At 71.8% G+C, this 14,964-nt stretch carries 8 protein-coding genes; 2 read left to right on the top strand and 6 right to left on the bottom strand.

The window, feature by feature from the left end:
* Positions 1-11: 11 nt before the first annotated feature.
* Complete coding sequence (gene pgm, locus ACEN9J_RS04795) at positions 12-1,682, bottom strand: phosphoglucomutase (alpha-D-glucose-1,6-bisphosphate-dependent) (protein WP_413763468.1); 1,671 nt, start codon at positions 1,680-1,682, stop codon at positions 12-14.
* Positions 1,683-1,949: 267 nt separating this feature from the next.
* Here pgm and ACEN9J_RS04800 point away from each other — a divergent pair, with 267 nt between their 5' ends.
* Both ACEN9J_RS04800 and ACEN9J_RS04805 read left to right on the top strand, forming a co-directional pair.
* Positions 1,950-2,285 carry a hypothetical protein gene (locus tag ACEN9J_RS04800; protein ID WP_057596950.1) on the top strand — a complete coding sequence of 112 codons (336 nt, stop codon included), beginning with the start codon at positions 1,950-1,952 and terminating at the stop codon, positions 2,283-2,285.
* Between the two features lie 252 nt (positions 2,286-2,537).
* Positions 2,538-3,845: a putative bifunctional diguanylate cyclase/phosphodiesterase gene (locus tag ACEN9J_RS04805; RefSeq protein ID WP_296733540.1), complete on the top strand. Its 1,308-nt coding sequence runs from the start codon at positions 2,538-2,540 to the stop codon at positions 3,843-3,845.
* 73 nt (positions 3,846-3,918) lie between these two features.
* Here the strand turns inward: ACEN9J_RS04805 and ACEN9J_RS04810 are convergent, their stop codons facing one another.
* The 5 genes from ACEN9J_RS04810 to bcsQ are packed head-to-tail and all read right to left on the bottom strand — an operon-like array spanning position 3,919 to position 14,963.
* Complete coding sequence (locus ACEN9J_RS04810) at positions 3,919-8,232, bottom strand: cellulose synthase subunit BcsC-related outer membrane protein (RefSeq protein WP_413763469.1); 4,314 nt, start codon at positions 8,230-8,232, stop codon at positions 3,919-3,921.
* Positions 8,229-9,482, bottom strand: coding sequence for a cellulose synthase complex periplasmic endoglucanase BcsZ (gene bcsZ / locus ACEN9J_RS04815; RefSeq protein WP_261205644.1), 1,254 nt, complete (start codon positions 9,480-9,482; stop codon positions 8,229-8,231). The genes ACEN9J_RS04810 and bcsZ overlap by 4 nt, the downstream gene beginning before the upstream one ends.
* Before the next feature lie 29 nt (positions 9,483-9,511).
* Positions 9,512-11,911 (bottom strand): cellulose biosynthesis cyclic di-GMP-binding regulatory protein BcsB, encoded by a 2,400-nt coding sequence (gene bcsB / locus ACEN9J_RS04820; protein WP_413763470.1) that lies wholly within the window; start codon positions 11,909-11,911, stop codon positions 9,512-9,514.
* Entirely contained in the window at positions 11,908-14,139 is a 2,232-nt protein-coding gene (gene bcsA / locus ACEN9J_RS04825; RefSeq protein ID WP_082322219.1) for a UDP-forming cellulose synthase catalytic subunit, read from the bottom strand. Before bcsA ends, bcsB begins: the two co-directional genes overlap by 4 nt.
* On the bottom strand, positions 14,136-14,963 hold the full coding sequence (gene bcsQ / locus ACEN9J_RS04830; RefSeq protein WP_413763471.1) for a cellulose biosynthesis protein BcsQ: 828 nt from the start codon (positions 14,961-14,963) through the stop codon (positions 14,136-14,138). The genes bcsA and bcsQ overlap by 4 nt, the downstream gene beginning before the upstream one ends.
* Between the last annotated feature and the right edge of the window lies 1 nt (position 14,964).

Raw genomic sequence — 14,964 nt, forward strand, 5'->3', positions numbered from 1 at the left:
CGCGACCGGTTTCAGGGCGCCGCGAGCGCGCCGTCCACCACCTGCTGCGCTTCCTCGAGGATGCGCGCGAGATGCTCCCGGCCCTGGAAGCTCTCGCCGTAGATCTTGTAGATGTTCTCGGTGCCCGAGGGACGCGCGGCGAACCAGCCGTTCTCCGTGACCACCTTCACGCCGCCGATGGCCGCGCCGTTGCCGGGCGCATGGCTCAGCACCTCGACGATCTTCTCGCCCGCGAGTTCGGTCGAGCGAATCTGCGCCGGCGACAGGTTCGACAGCCGCTTCTTCTGCTCGACCGTCGCCGCCGCGTCGACGCGGTCGGAGACCGGCCGGCCCAGCGCCTGCGTGAGCTCGGCATAGCGCTCGCCCGGATCGCGGCCGGTGCGCGCGGCGATCTCGGCCGACAGCAGCGCCGGCACGATGCCGTCCTTGTCGGTGGTCCAGGCCGTGCCGTCGCGGCGCAGGAAGGTCGCGCCCGCGCTTTCCTCGCCGCCAAAGGCCAGCGAACCGTCGACCAGCCCGTCGACGAACCACTTGAAGCCCACCGGTACCTCGTACAGCCGGCGGCCCAGGCGCTGGGTCACGCGGTCGATCATGCGGCTGCTCACCACCGTCTTGCCGACGGCCGCGGCGGCGGGCCAGCCGGGGCGGTGCGTGTAGAGGTAGTCGACCATCACCGCGAGGTAGCTGTTGGGCTGCATCAGGCCGCTGCTGCCCGCCACCACCCCGTGGCGGTCGTGGTCGGTGTCGCAGGCGAAGGCGATGCCGAAGCGGTCCTTGAGCGCGATCAGCTGGTGCATCGCATCGGGCGAGGACGGGTCCATGCGGATGCGGCCGTCCCAGTCGAGCGACATGAAGCGGAAGGTCGGGTCGACCTCCTGGCTCAGCACCGTCAGGCGCGAGAGCTTGTAGCGCTCGGCGATCGCGGTCCAGTAGTGCACGCCCGCGCCGCCCAGCGGATCGACGCCCAGCGCGATCGGCACGTCGCGGATGGCGTCCATGTCGAGCACCTGCGCCAGGTCTTCCACATAGGTGTTGAGGTAGTCGTGCCGGTGCGTGGTCGAGGCCTGGAGCGCCTGCGCCAGCGGCAGCCGCTTCACGCCCTGCAGGCCGTTGGCCAGGAAGCCGTTGGCGGCGGCCTCGACCGCCGAGGTGATGTCGGTGCCGGCCGGGCCGCCGTTGGGCGGGTTGTACTTGAAGCCGCCGCTCTCGGGCGGGTTGTGCGAGGGCGTGATGACGATGCCGTCCGCCAGGCCGCTGCTGCGGCCGCGGTTGTAGACCAGGATCGCGTGCGAGACGGCGGGCGTGGGCGTGTATTCGTCGTCCTGCGAAAGCATCAGCTCGACGCCGTTGGCCGCCAGCACCTCGACCGCGCTGTTGAAGGCCGGCGTCGAGAGCGCATGGGTGTCGATGCCGAGGAACAGCGGGCCGTCGATGCCTTTCTGGCTGCGGTAGTCGCAGATCGCCTGGCTGATCGCGAGCACGTGCCATTCGTTGAAGCCGTTGTCGAAGGACGAGCCGCGGTGGCCCGAGGTGCCGAAGGCCACGCGCTGCGCGGGCACCGAGGGATCGGGCCGGCCGCTGTAGTAGGCCGAGACCAGCCGCGGCACGTTCACCAGCAGGTCGTGCGGCGCGGGCTGGCCGGGGAGGGCGGCGGGTGCCGCGGTCTTGGAGGCAGGGCTCATCGGTGTGTGTCCAGGGTTCGGAAGGCGGCGCCGGGCCGGGTGCTCCTAGGATACGGTGGCAAGCGCCGATGGCACAGTCGGCGATCGGCGCGTCATCGCCGCTGGACTGCGCGCCGGATCGCATGCCAAGATCAAGCAAACGTTTTCCCTCTGGAATCTGGTAGGGAGATCGTGAATTTTGTCGATACTTTTGTTCTCGTTTGGCCGAAATCGCCCGAATTCGCGGCCGGGCGCGACTAAGCTACGCCCCGTTCAAGGAACCCCCGAATGCGCATCCACGGCCGACACTGGCTCTCTCTCGCGGCATTGCTCCTGCTGGCCGCCGGCTGCCAGGCGCCGCCCAAGGACCGTCCTCTCACCTCCGAAGTGCCGGAGCCGCCGGCCTTCGCGCCGCCGCCCGAAAGCTGCCTGGCCGAGGGCGTGCGCTTCGCGCTGGGTTTGCGCGCCACCCAGCCGCTGCTCGAGGAAATGCGCCAGCGCAGCGGCGCCAGGTTCGCGCGCACCGTGCTCTCCACCGACCCGCCCGATCCCGTGCTCGATCCGACCCGCCTCAACGTGCGGATCGAGCCCTCGGGCCGCATCGTGGGGGCGAGCTGCCAATAAGAAAGACCTGTCGGCTCGACCTCGCTTCCCCGGTTCCAGGGCACCGCATCCGCGAATGCTTTGGTCCTGCTTCGATGCCACGGTGTTGCGCGAAGACCGCGAACGTCACAATTCGACCCGCCCGGATCGCTCCACGGTCAGTTTTGAGAGAACAATAGATTGCGATTTTCCGGACTCAGCCCTTTGTCGACCAAGCAACCTCCCGCCATGGCCCTGCCGGATTCCGGACTCAAACGCCTTCCCCCCGATGAGGTGCTGCGCCCCCTGCTGGCCGACTGGGCCCGCGAGGGCAAGCGCCTGGCCATCGTCTGCTTCATCGACCTCGACCGTTTCGCCGACGTGAACCAGCGCCTGGGCATGGCGGGCGGCAACGCCGCGCTCGAAGAAGCGCGCCGCCGCCTCAAGGCCCAGCTGCCGCGCGAGGGCCTGCTGGCCCATGTCGGCGGCGACGAATTCGCGGCCGTGTTCGCGGGCATCGGCAATTCGCAGTGCCACCAGGTGCTCGAACGCATGCTGGCCGCGCTGGCCGAACCCTGGGAGTGGCGCGGCCATGCAGTCAACCTCGAGGCCAGCCTCGGCGCGCGGCTGCTCGATGCCAGCGGTCCGCCGCCCGAGCTCGCGCTGCGCCAGGCCAGCCACGCGGCCTTCTTCGCCAAGCGCGCGGGCGACGGCCGGGTGCACTACTTCGACGCGCCGCAGGCCCATGCCGACGAACAGATGGTGCGCGCGCGCCAGCGCATCCAGGAAGGCCTGGAGCGCGACGAATTCTTCCTCTGCTACCAGCCCAAGGTCGACATGCAGCGCGGCGTGATGGTGGGCGTCGAAGCGCTGATCCGCTGGCAGCATCCCGAGCGCGGCCTGTTGCAGCCCGGCCAGTTCGTGCCGCTCACCGAGGGCGACGAGCTCGCCGAGCGCATGGGCGACTGGGTGATCGGCGCGGCGCTGCGGCAGGCCTACGAATGGCGCGCGCTCGGGCTGCGCACCGCGATCAGCGTGAACGTGAGCCCGCGCCACATGATGCGCTGGGACTTCGTCGACCGGCTCGCGCAGCACCTGGCGCAGTTTCCCAAGCTCGGCGCCGGCACGCTCGAGCTCGAGATCCTCGAGACCACAGCGATCAGCAAGTTCTCCACCGTGGCGCGCTTCGTCGAGGCCTGCAAGGGCCTGGGCGTGCCGGTGGCCATCGACGACTTCGGCACCGGCTATTCGTCGCTGACCTACCTGCGCCAGCTGCCGGTGTCCTCGGTCAAGATCGACCAGTCCTTCATCCGCGGCATGCTCGAAAGCGAGCAGGACCGCGCGATCGTGCAGGGCATCCTCGCGCTGCTCAAGGCGCTGGGCCGCACGCCCGTGGCCGAGGGCGTGGAGACGCTGGAGATCGGCGGGGCGCTGCTCGAGATGGGGTGCGCGCTGGCCCAGGGCTATGGCATCTCGATGCCGCTGGCGGCCTGCGACATTCCGCAATGGGTGAAGGACTTCGAGCGCGAGCCGCTGTGGGCCCCGCTCCCGCATTACGCGCAGGCGCTGCCCGTGGCGGGGGCGCCGGCCTCGGGCGGCTGAGCGCGCCCAACGAACAGGAAACCGCGCGAGCCCCCTCGGGGCCGCGCGGTTTTTCTTCGTGGCGCCTCGCCGTTCAGAGCAGCGGCGTGTAGGGCGACACCAGCGGCCGCAGCGTCGTGCCCGTGGGCACGCCCAGCGTGCTCGAGCCGTCGAACACGTAGCGCAGGTAGAGGCTGCCGGTGAACTGCCGGTAGTCCTGCGCGTTGTTCAGGCCGATCGAGCCGCCGAGGAACATCTTGGGCGCGAGCTGGTACTCGAGCACCGCGGCGAGGTTGTAGGCCAGGCCGGTCTTCGAGGTCTTCGCGTAGCGGCCGGTGTAGATCGCGTTGGTGAGGCCCAGGGCGGCCGCGCCGGCGGCGGCCCGGCCGGCATCGCCGTTGCGGCTGCTGTCGGTCGGGAAGTAGGGCGTGTCCTTCTGGTTGAAGGCCTGCACGCCCAGCGAGGCATTGACGCGCCACGACAGCCGGTTGTTGCGCCCGCTCCAGTCCACCGGCAGCGCGAGGCTCACGAAGCTCTGCGGGCTGAAGTAGCCGCCATGGCCGAAGGTGTAGTAGCTGAGGTTCTTCTCGTAGCCCATGATGCCGAGGTTGAGCCCCAGCGTGAGCTTGTTGCCGGGCTCGCTCAGCAGGTGGATGTAGCTGCCGCCGCCGATCTCGAAGCGCGAGTTGCTCGCCACGTTCTTGCCCGTGAGGCCGTGCAGCGCGCCATAGCCGTAGAAGCCGTAGGTGCCGTCGTCGTAGCCGATGTCGCCGCGCGCGCCGGTGGCGACCACGCCGCCCCAGCGCTCGCCGGTGCGCTCGTCCTTCGCGCCCGCGAAGGACAGCAGGCTGTCGGTGACCGGCCGGCGCGACAGGTCGGCCTTGTACGACCAGGAGTCGCCGAAGGCGCCCTTGAAGGAGACGTTGCCGATCAGGTTGACCTGCTGGAAGCCCAGCGGCGTGGTGCCGATGCTGGCGCCGAAGTTCGTGCCCTCGTAGCCCACGCTCAGGCCCAGGCCGGCGGCGTTCTGCTGGCCGGCCGTGGTGCCGTTCATCAGGCCGGTGAAGGCCGAGCCGGGACCGCCGCCGAAGCGGCTGGCGGTGGCCCAGTCGCCCGCGGGCGAGCCGGCATCGAGGAAGGTGGGCGTGACGCCCACGACGATCTTGCCGTCGCCGACCGGGAAGCGGGCCTCGAACGGAATCTCGAAGTCGGTCAGCCGGCTCAGGCCCGCTTCGCCCGCGCGGTTGCGGAACACGGTGCCCGCGGTGAGGGTGACCGAGCGCGCGGCCTCGAGCTCGCGCAGCTCCGCCGCGGCCGAATCGGCCGGCGGCTGGGCGCGCGGCGCGGCATTCCAGCCGGCGTCGACCTGCGCCGAGCCCGGGCGAGGCAGCGGCAGCAGGCCGCCGCCCTGCACATAGGGCTGCGGTGCCTGGGCGTAGACCGGGGCCAGCGTCTGCGTGCCGGCCGCCGGGTATTGCTGCAACGGCGGCGCGATGTAGGCCGTGGCCTGGGGGGTGTTGGCCGCGCGCGCGGCGGTGCGCGTGTTCGCGGCCGGCGCGGCGGTGCCCGTGGTGCCGGCCGTGCGGCGGCCCTTGGCGGTGGCCGCGGGTTGCGCGTTCGTCGTCGGCCAGGGCGTGGCGCCCGACGCGGCCGCGACCGGATAGCCCGCGTTCGCCGGGGCGGCCGCATAGGCCGGATATTGCACGGGATAGGTCGCCGGGTAGGCGCCCGCGGTGGCGGCCGGCGCATAGGCCACCGGCTGCATCCGCGCCTGCGCGAAGGGATTGCCGCCCGCGCCCGCGGGCACCGGCAGCGCGGTGCTCGCGGCGCCGCCGGTCATGCCGGCGAAGGGGTTCGCGGGTGGCAGGCCGCCCGGCACGCCGGGCGCGCCCGGGGCACCGCCCGAAGCGAGCCGGCTGTCGGCCTCGACCGCGGCGCGCAGGTACTGCTCGGCCTTGCGGCTGTCGCCGGCATTGCGGTAGACGCGGCCGGCCGCGGTCAGCACGCGCGATTCGTCGGGCGCCTGCTTGAGCGCGGCCATCACGTAGCTCTCGGCATCGCCGTGGTTGCGCTGCGCGCTCGCGCTCGCGGCGGCGGCCAGCAAGGTGTCGAGGTCGGTCGGGCTGCGCTGCAGCACGCGCTGGTAGAGCGCCAGCGCCTGGGCTTCGTCGCGCGCGGCCGAATAGAGCCGCGCGAGCGCGGCCAGCGCCTTCGGATCGTCGGGCCGCTCGGCCAGCACCGGCGCCATCGCGTTGTAGGCGGCCTCGAGGTTGCCGGCCTCGCGCAGCGCGTCGGTCTGGCGCAGCGCGTAGGCGATGCGCAGCGCATCGAAGTCGGCGCGCTGGGATGAGGTCATGCTGGTGCTCGCGAGCTGGCGCAGCACGGCCGACAGCTCGATGTCCTGGCGCGTCTTGAGCAGCACCGATGCATAGAGCAGGCGGTTGGCGACGGTCGGCGTCGGCGTGCGCGCGAGCAGCTGGCGGCTCATCGCGAGCGCGCGCGGCGCATCGCCGATGTCGGCGTAGGCGCCCGCGAGCTGGCCGAAGATCTCGCTCGGCATGTCGCTGCTCAGCGAGGCCTCGGCCTGGCCCAGCAGCTGGCGCGCGGCATCGACCTGGCCCTGGCGCGCGAGTGCCTGCGCGCGCTGCGCCTGCGACTGCGCCCAGAGGCGGCGCTGCAGCGCGGCCATCTCGCGGGTGCGCGAGCCGGCCGGGATGCGCTCGAGGTACTGCATGCCGGCGGCGGCATCGCCGGTCTCGGAGGCCAGCAGGGCGCTCGCGAACAGGGCGTCGGGCATGTCGGGCTGCGACATCAGCAGGCCTTCCATCACGCCGCGCGCCTCGGCCACCAGGCCCTGGCGGCGGTAGATGTTGGCGAGATCCAGCCGCACCCACGGACTGTCGGGCGCGGCGAGCATGGCGTCCTCGAGCGTGCGTTGCGCGCCGGCGCCGTCGCCGGCATCGGCCTGCTGCTTCGCCTTGGCACGCGCCTGCTCGACCTGGATGTCGCGCAGGCCGCCGAGCTGGGCCGCCTGCTCGGGCGTGAGGCGGCGCGAGAGTTCGAGCGCTTCGTCGGCGCGGCCCTGGCGGCCGAGCACCGCGATCAGGCCGCGCAGGGCCTGGCCGTCCGAGGGCTTGCTCTCGAGCACGCGGCGGTAGCCTTGCTCGGCCTGCGGCAGCTCGCCGGCGGCGGCGCGCAGGTCGGCCAGCGCGACCTGGCCCACGGGCTCGCGCGCATCGATGCGCACGGCGCGCTCGAGCAGCGACTGCGCGCTGCGCAGGTCGTTGCGGCCCTGCGCGGCGCGCGCCTGGTTCACGAGGTTCCAGTAGGTGGCGCTCTGCAGCGCCGAATTCCACTTGGTGTTGCCGCCGCGCGCGGCCTGCTCGAGGTACTGCTGCGCCTCGGCGAAGCGTTCCTGGCGCAGCCGCACCAGGCCCAGGCCGCCGAGTGCCTCGCTGTCGTCGGCCTTGGCGCGCAGCGCCTGCTGGAAGCGCTGCTCGGCGGTCGCCGGGTCGCCGCGGTCGAGCGCGCGGTAGCCCTCGCCGAGCGGCACGCCCGGGCCCGAGGCCGCGGTCGTGCGGCCGCTTTCGAGCGCCTCGAGGCGCGCGGCCACGGCCGTGTCGTTCTGGTTGTTGGCGAGGAACTCGCGGTACAGCGGCATGTCGGGCGCGCGGGCGTCGAGCCAGATCAGCGCCTGGCGCCAGCTCGCGCGCGCGGCCGCGCCCACGGTCGGCTGCTTCGACAACTCGGCCAGGCTGCGGATGCCTTCGCGCCGCGTGCTCTCGCTGTAGGTGCGCAACTGCGCGAGCGCGAGCTTGTAGCTGGCGTTCTCGGGGTATTCGCGCACCAGCTGCTCGATGCCGCGGCGGCCTTCGTCGGCACCCTGAGGCGTGCTGCTGAGCGTCTGGTAGTACTCGAGCGCCAGCGCCTCGGGCGGTGGCCGGTTGTCGAACTGGTCGCGGTACAGCTGCACCGCCTCGGCCGCGCGGCCGGCGCGCGCCGCCGCGCGGGCGCGCTGCAGCAGGCTGCCCTGGCCGGGGTTCTGCGCCTGCTGCTGCAGGCGCGACAGGCGCGGATCGTTGGGCGCGGCGGCGCGCAGCCGCGCGATCCAGCTGCGCGCCGGCTCGGCGTTGCCGCGCGAGAGCTCGACCTGCGCCATGCCGTACATCGCGTCGGCCGACTGCGGATTCACGCTGAGCAGCTTGCGCCAGCTTTCCTCGGCCAGGTCGGCGCGACCCTGCGACTGCCAGTAGTTGCCCTGTTCGATCAGCGCGGTGGCGGCGTCGGCCTGGGCGTGCGCCGGATTGGCGGCGCCCAGCGTGGCGAACAGGCCCAGGCAGGCCAGCCAGCGCGCGGAGGGCAGGCCTGCCGGAGCGCGGCGCAACCGGGTCGGGCGCGGCGATGTCATGCCGTGCGGGTGGGTCGACATAGCAGTCTCCATGAGGTTTGCAGCTGGCCGTTCCGGAGGAACTGGTAGCGCCCGTCGAGCCAGGCCTGGCCGAAGAGCAGCAGCATCTGTTCGTAGTAGGGAAGCAGGGCGGTCGACGGCTGGCCGTCGGCGCGCGAATTGGGCAGGCGCGCCAGCTCGGTGGCCAGCGCCTCGGGCATGTCCTGCGCCTTCAGGTAGGGCAGCAGCGCGCCGGCGAAACCCAGCGGTCCCATGCCGCGCACGGTGCCGGTGGCGGTGTCGACCAGCTCGGGGATCGGCTGCCGGTCGGCCAGCAGGCGCTTCGGGCCCGCCAGGGCCTGCAGCAGCGCCCGGCGGTCGGGCGACTGTTCGGCCAGCATGCCGGCCCAGAGGTAGACGCGGATCGCGTCATAGCTGCCGACCGTGCCCTTCTCGGGGTCGGCGACGAAGGCGCGCGCGTCCTCCGACCAGGCGCACCAGTCGGGCGAGAAGCCGCGCGGCGCCGTGGCCGCGAGCAGGCGCACCGTGTTGTCGGCCACCGCGGCCCAGGGGCCCTGCGGATCGGCGTGCTGGAAATAGCGCAGCAATTGCAGCGGCATGTAGCTCGGGTTGAGCCGCCACACCGAACCGCTGGCCACCGACTTGGGCCAGGGCAGGAGCATGCGGCCGAAGCCCGACAGCGAGACCACCTCCTCGCGCGCCACCAGCGCCAGCAGGCTGCGGCCCATGCTCGCGTAGCGCGGTTCGTTCCAGAGCCGGCCGGCCTCCATCAGCGCATAGGCGATCCAGAGGTCGGCGTCTGAGGCGGGATTCGGATCGAGCACGCCCCAGCCGCCGCCGGGCTTGCGGCCCCACTGCCAGGCCGGCAGGTTCTTCGCGACGCTGCCGTTCGCGAGGTTGGTCTCGGCCCAGCCCAGCACGCGCGCGAACAGCTCGCGGTCGTTGTGGACCAGCGCGAAGAACATGCCGTAGGACTGGCCCTCGGAGGTCGAGTGCTGCTGCGGCGTGTTGAAGTCGATCACGCGGCCGTCGCGCTGGACGTGGCGCGCGACGAAGGCGTTCCAGTCGGCGGCGGGGTGGCAGGTGGCGGGCATGGGCGCGGCGGGTGGCGCCGCGGGGGCGGTCGGCGCGGCCTGCGCGGCCGCGCGCGTGCCGGTCCAGGCCAGCGCGGACGCAGCCACGGCCGCGAACAGCGAGCGGCGCTGCCGGTCGGGAACGGAAGGGGGAAGCGTGGGCTTCGAACCTGTCATCGTGGGGTCGGTCTCCGGGGCGCGGGTCGTCACTTGAGGCGGCGACGCGCGCGGATCTGCAGGCTGGCATAGGCCACCGCGGCGCCGATCACGGCCAGCAGCACCACCAGGGCCGCCAGCAGCAGCGGGCTGCGCGAGAGGTTCCACTGCAGCCAGGCGATCGGCGGCAGGCGGCCGACGTAGTAGGTGTCGCTGCCGAGCACGCTGTGCACCTGCGCGTCGCGCACGATGGCCATGCTGCCCTGCACGCGCTTGAGCAGGTCGGGCGTCATCAGCGCGTTGAGCAGCGCATCCTTCGAGGTGCTGTTGGAGATCGCGGCGACCACGCTGCGGCCGCTGCGCAGCGGCGACTCGAAGCCCGCGAGCACCGCGTCGCGGCCGTCGTCGCTGACCGCGATCTGCATCGAGCCCGGCAAGTCCTCGCGGGTGCGCGCGCCGATCACGAAGTCGATCGCGGTGTCGATCCAGCTCGACAGCTTGAACTGCGGCGAGCCGTCGCCGCTGCCGTTGGCGGCCGCGGCGCGCTTGAGCGGCATGCGCTCGGCCCACTGCGTGAACAGCGGCTGGTTCTGCAGGCTGCCGATCACCAGCAGGTCCTTGTCGGCCCACTGCGAGACCTCGGCCGAGCGGCCCACCTTCACGCGCAGCACCGGGTAGCCGGTGGCGCGGCCGATCTGGCCCATCAGGCCGAGGTAGGTCTCGGTGTCGGAGGTGTCGGCCTGATCGGGCAGGATCACCGCGGTGTCCGACAGGTCGGCCATGCGCGAGAACGGGAAGCCGCCGTTGGCGTAGGCCGCGAGCTCGGGCATGGCGATGAAGTGCGGGAAGCCCGAGACGTCGATCTTCGAGGTCGGGTCGATCGAGCCGCGCACGTTGTCGAGCTGCGGGATGCAGCGGCCGGCCACGGGCTCGAAGTAGTAGTGCAGGCGCAGCTGGCTGCGCGGGCCCAGCGCCAGCGGCGGCAGGATCACTTCCTTGCGCTCGGCCAGGGTGCCGTCGGGCATCAGCTTGACGGCCAGCGGGTTGTACCAGCGGTCGCCGGCCGGGTTGGCCGAGCGCAGCGGGATCGCGCCGATGAAGTTCTCGTTGACGTTGACGTTGAGCGTCGACTGGTCGGGCCGCACGCGCGGCGTGTAGCGGTAGAGCAGGTCGAGCGGGATGCCGCGGCTGCGCCAGGTGAACAGGTCGGGCGGCAGCTGCAGGTTGACCCGCACCACGTCGGGGTTGTAGCCGGTCACCGACAGGTCGGCCGCGGTCGTGAGCTCGCCGAACTGCAGCGGCCGGTCGCTGGGCACCCAGCGCGGCGCGTCGTAGGGCTTGCGCGCCGGCGGCTCCTGGAAGGCGGCGATCGCGCTGGTCGCGCCCGACAGCGCGCGGCTGTTGAGCGCCAGCGAGGCGGCGGCGGTGCGCAGCTCGTTGGCGTCGCGGCCCATCACCAGCAGCAGCTTGGCGGTCGGGTCCTGCGGATGGTCGACCACGGCCAGCGCCGGGCCCTGGATCGAGGGCAGCACCAGCCCGGGCAGGCTGGTCTCGGGGGTGGCGAACACCACCGCGTGGCCGCTGGGCAGCTGGCCGCGCGAGACCGGGAACACGGCGCCGCGGTAGTCGGCGAGCGCGCCGAACCACGACGAGACCACGCCCGCGGCCTCGAGCAGCGGGCCCGACTCGGCGCTGCCGAAGACGAAGGGAATGCGCGCGCGGCGCACGTCGCGGCGGTCGAAGAAGGGCTGCGGCAGCGTCGCCAGGTCGTTGGTCAGCTTGAGCGGCGACACGTTCAGGCGCAGCGTGCTCGAGGCGTCGATGCGCGCCCACAGGCTGGTGTGGGCCGGGTCCTCGCAGTCGCGCGTGTAGTGGCCGATCAGCTCGACGTTGATGCGGTTGAACTCGGTGATCAGGCGCCGGTCGATCGGGATGTCGGCGGTCTGCGGCTTGCCGCCGTCGGCGCGGTTCACCGGCAGGGTCGCGACCAGCACGTCGTTGACCGTCACCTTCAGGTGCGACAGCTCGGGGATCAGCGAGGGCGAGTAGGCATAGTTGAGGTGGAACGAGGCCGCGGTCACCAGCTCGTCGGCGCGGATGTTGAACGGGATGCCGATGGTGCCGCTGATGCCGCGCAGCTGGATCGCGTAGTCGATGCCCAGCTGCGTGAGGTTGAGCTCGCGCACCGTGCCGCCGGCCGCGGCCGTGCTGGCCACGGGCACCGGCGCCGCGGCCGCGCCGGGCAGCTGCTGGGCCGGCAGCGCGAGCGTGGGCACGGCGGCCGGCGCGATCGAAGGAACGGTGGCGGGAACGACGGCCGGCGCGGCCGGACGCTGCTGCGTGGAGGCCGTGCCGGCCGCGGTCAGCGCCAGCAGGGCCAGCATGGCGCCGGCGGCCGGACGGAAGGAGGGAGCGGCGCCGCGGCGCGGCGCTTTCGGAGTGATCGTCACGCGGGTTCCTTCTTCGTTCCGACGGAGCGCTTGGGCAGCCGCAGCCGCGAGAGGCCGGCCCGGTAGTAATGGGAGAACATGTCCTTGAAGCCGACCAGGCTGATGCTCGTCAGGTGGGCCAGCACGCGGTGCACGCCCACGCGCGGATGGTTGCCCCAGCGCGCGGCCCAGATGTCGGCGCGCGCGGTCGTGCACTGCACCAGCGCGCGCTCCTGCGCGAAGCTCATCGGCGCGAAGCGAAGGCCCAGGCGCTTGCCGTTGCTGAAGCGCACGGTGGCGGGGAAGCGCGACTCCGCGTCGCCGCGGAACAGCGCCACCTCGATCGGTTCGTCGGGCGCCAGCTTGACCTCGGTCGGCAGCTCCAGGCCCAGGCCGCCGGTCGAGAAGTCGAAGGTGTTGCAGCGCATCGAGTGGCCGTTGGCGAAGTACAGCGCCGCCGGCACGTCGAGCGTCACGCGGTGCGCGGCGCGCACCTGGCGCGACTCGTTGGCCGCCGCCACGCAGGCGCCGAGGATCATGAGGTTGTAGATGGTCCAGGCCAGGTTCAGCCACACGGTGGCGATGTTCTGCGGATCGACCCAGGTCAGGCGCCAGATGCCGAGCGCCACGCCGATGAAGTTCAGCGCCAGCAGCACCAGGCTGGCCTTGGCGATCGAGGTGTCGAAGTACTGCTCCTGGATCAGGCCGCCCTTGGCCGTCACGTTGAAGCTGCCGAGCTTGGGATTGATCAGCGCCACCAGCGTGGGCCGGAAGATGTACCAGGCCAGCACCGCCTCGTAGACCTCGTTCCACAGCAGGTAGCGGAAGCGCCCCTGGATCCGGCTGTTGGTCAGGTTGGCGTGCAGGATGTGCGGCAGCGCGAAGGCGAAGATCATCGAGGCCGAGGCATGGATCACGCTCGCGCCGAAGTACAGGTAGGCCAGCGGTGCCGTCAGGTAGATGAGGCGCGGCAGGCCGTACAGGAAGTGCAGCATCGCGTTGAGGTAGCACAGCCGCTGCGCCCAGTGCAGCCCGCGGCCGAACAGCGGGTTGTCGACGCGGAAGATCTGCGCCATGCCGCGCGCCCAGCGGATGCGCTGGCCCACGTGGCCCGACAGGCTCTCGGTCGCCAGGCCCGCGGCCTGCGGCAGCGCGAGGTAGGCGGTGTTCCAGCCGCGGCGGTGCATCTTCAGCGCGGTGTGGGCGTCCTCGGTCACGGTCTCGACCGCGATGCCGCCGACTTCCTCGACCGCCGTGCGGCGCAGCACGGCGCAGGAGCCGCAGAAGAAGCTGGCGTTCCAGAGGTCGTTGCCGTCCTGGATCAGGCCGTAGAACAACTCGCCTTCGTTGGGCACCGTGCCGAAGGTGTCGAGGTTGCGCTCGAAGGGGTCGGCCGAGAAGAAATAGTGGGGCAGCTGGACCATGGCCAGCTTCGCGTCGCGGTTGAACCAGCCCATCGCGATCTGCATGAACGAGCGCGTGGGGATGTGGTCGCAGTCGAAGATCGCGACGAACTCGGCGCTGGTGTTCTTGAGCGCGGCATTGATGTTGCCGGCCTTGGCGTGGCGGTTGTTGTCGCGCGTGACGTGGGTCACGCCCACGGCATCGCAGAACTCGCGGAACTCGGGGCGCCGGCCGTCGTCGAGCACGTAGATCTTGATCTTGTCGCGCGGCCAGTCGATGGCCTGCGCGGCCAGCACCGTCGGGCGCACCACCGACATCGGTTCGTTGTAGGTCGGGATGAACAGGTCGATGGTCGGCCACTCGGCCGGGTCCGCGGGCAGCGGCGAGGGCTTGCGGCCCAGCGGCCAGGCGGTCTGGATGTAGCCCAGCAGCAGCACGACGAAGGCGTAGAGCTCGGCCATGAGCAGGCCGACGCCCAGCACCAGGTCGACGATGTTGTCCATGTACATCGTCTCGGTGATGCGCCAGTAGGTGTAGCGCGAGGAGACGATCACCGACAGCAGCATCAGCACCAGGCCCGCGAAGTGGCCGCGGAAGCGGTTCACGAACAACGCGGCCAGGAAGATGCCGACCGACAGCACCAGCTGCTGCTCGAAGGTCATGGGCGCGATGATCAGCGCAGGTGCCGTCGTGAGCAGGATCAGCCAGCCCACCAGCCGCACCGGCCACAGGCGCAGGAAGGCCGGCGCGGGCCGCGGCGGGCGGTCGGCGCCCAGCGGGGTATCGGGCGAGGGAGGCGGCGCGGAGTCCGCCCCGGAGGCCGGCTGCGCCGTGCTGCTGTTCATCGGGGCTCCATCTGCCAGGCCGGGGCGGCCGCGGGCTGTGCGGGGGCGTTGCGGTTCGCGGTGGCCGCGGCGATGCGCGCCAGCAGCCGGTCGGCGCACACCGAGAGGTCCTGCGCCGCCTGGCTCAGGGGCGCGTAGCGGTGCACCGGCAGCGCCGAGGCGAGTGCCTCGGACACCGATTCGTCCTGGTGCAGCATGCCCAGCAGTTCCGACTGCAGGCGCGCGCGCAGCATCTCGAACACGTCGTGGTTGAGCCGGCGGCTCGGCGCCACCTGGTTCACCACGTAGGCACTGCCGCCGTAGTCGGCGCGCGGGCGGCAGTACTTGTCGACCATGCGCTCGATGATCGGCAGGGTGGCGAAGGAGCCGGCATCGGCCAGCACCGTGACCACGCAGAAGTTGGCCGTGCGCAGCGCCTGCTGCATGTAGACCGTGGGGCCGGGCGGCGTATCGAGCACCACGAGCGTGTCCTCGGGCAGCGCGAAGCGCGCGAGCGTGTCGCCGAGCCAGTCCGGATGGCGCGCGAGCTGCTGCTCGAGCTCGATCTGCCGTTCGTCGTCGACCGTGCCGAAGGGCAGCACCACCGTGCCGCCATGGCCGGGGCGCATCGCCTGGGTCCAGGTCAATTGGCCGGCCGCGACCTCGGCCAGGCCCTCGACGCACTGGTGCGGGTCGTTGGCGAGGTGGAAGCGCAGCGCGTTCTGCGGATCGAGGTCGATCGCCAGGACGTGGTGGCCGCGCTCGGCGAGCACGGTGCTCAGGTTGGCGGCGACGGTGGTCTTGCCAACACCGCCCTTGGATGAAATGACGGGGATGACGACCATG

It is taken from the genome of Variovorax sp. Varisp41 (assembly GCF_047325085.1).
Taxonomy (GTDB): domain Bacteria; phylum Pseudomonadota; class Gammaproteobacteria; order Burkholderiales; family Burkholderiaceae_C; genus Variovorax.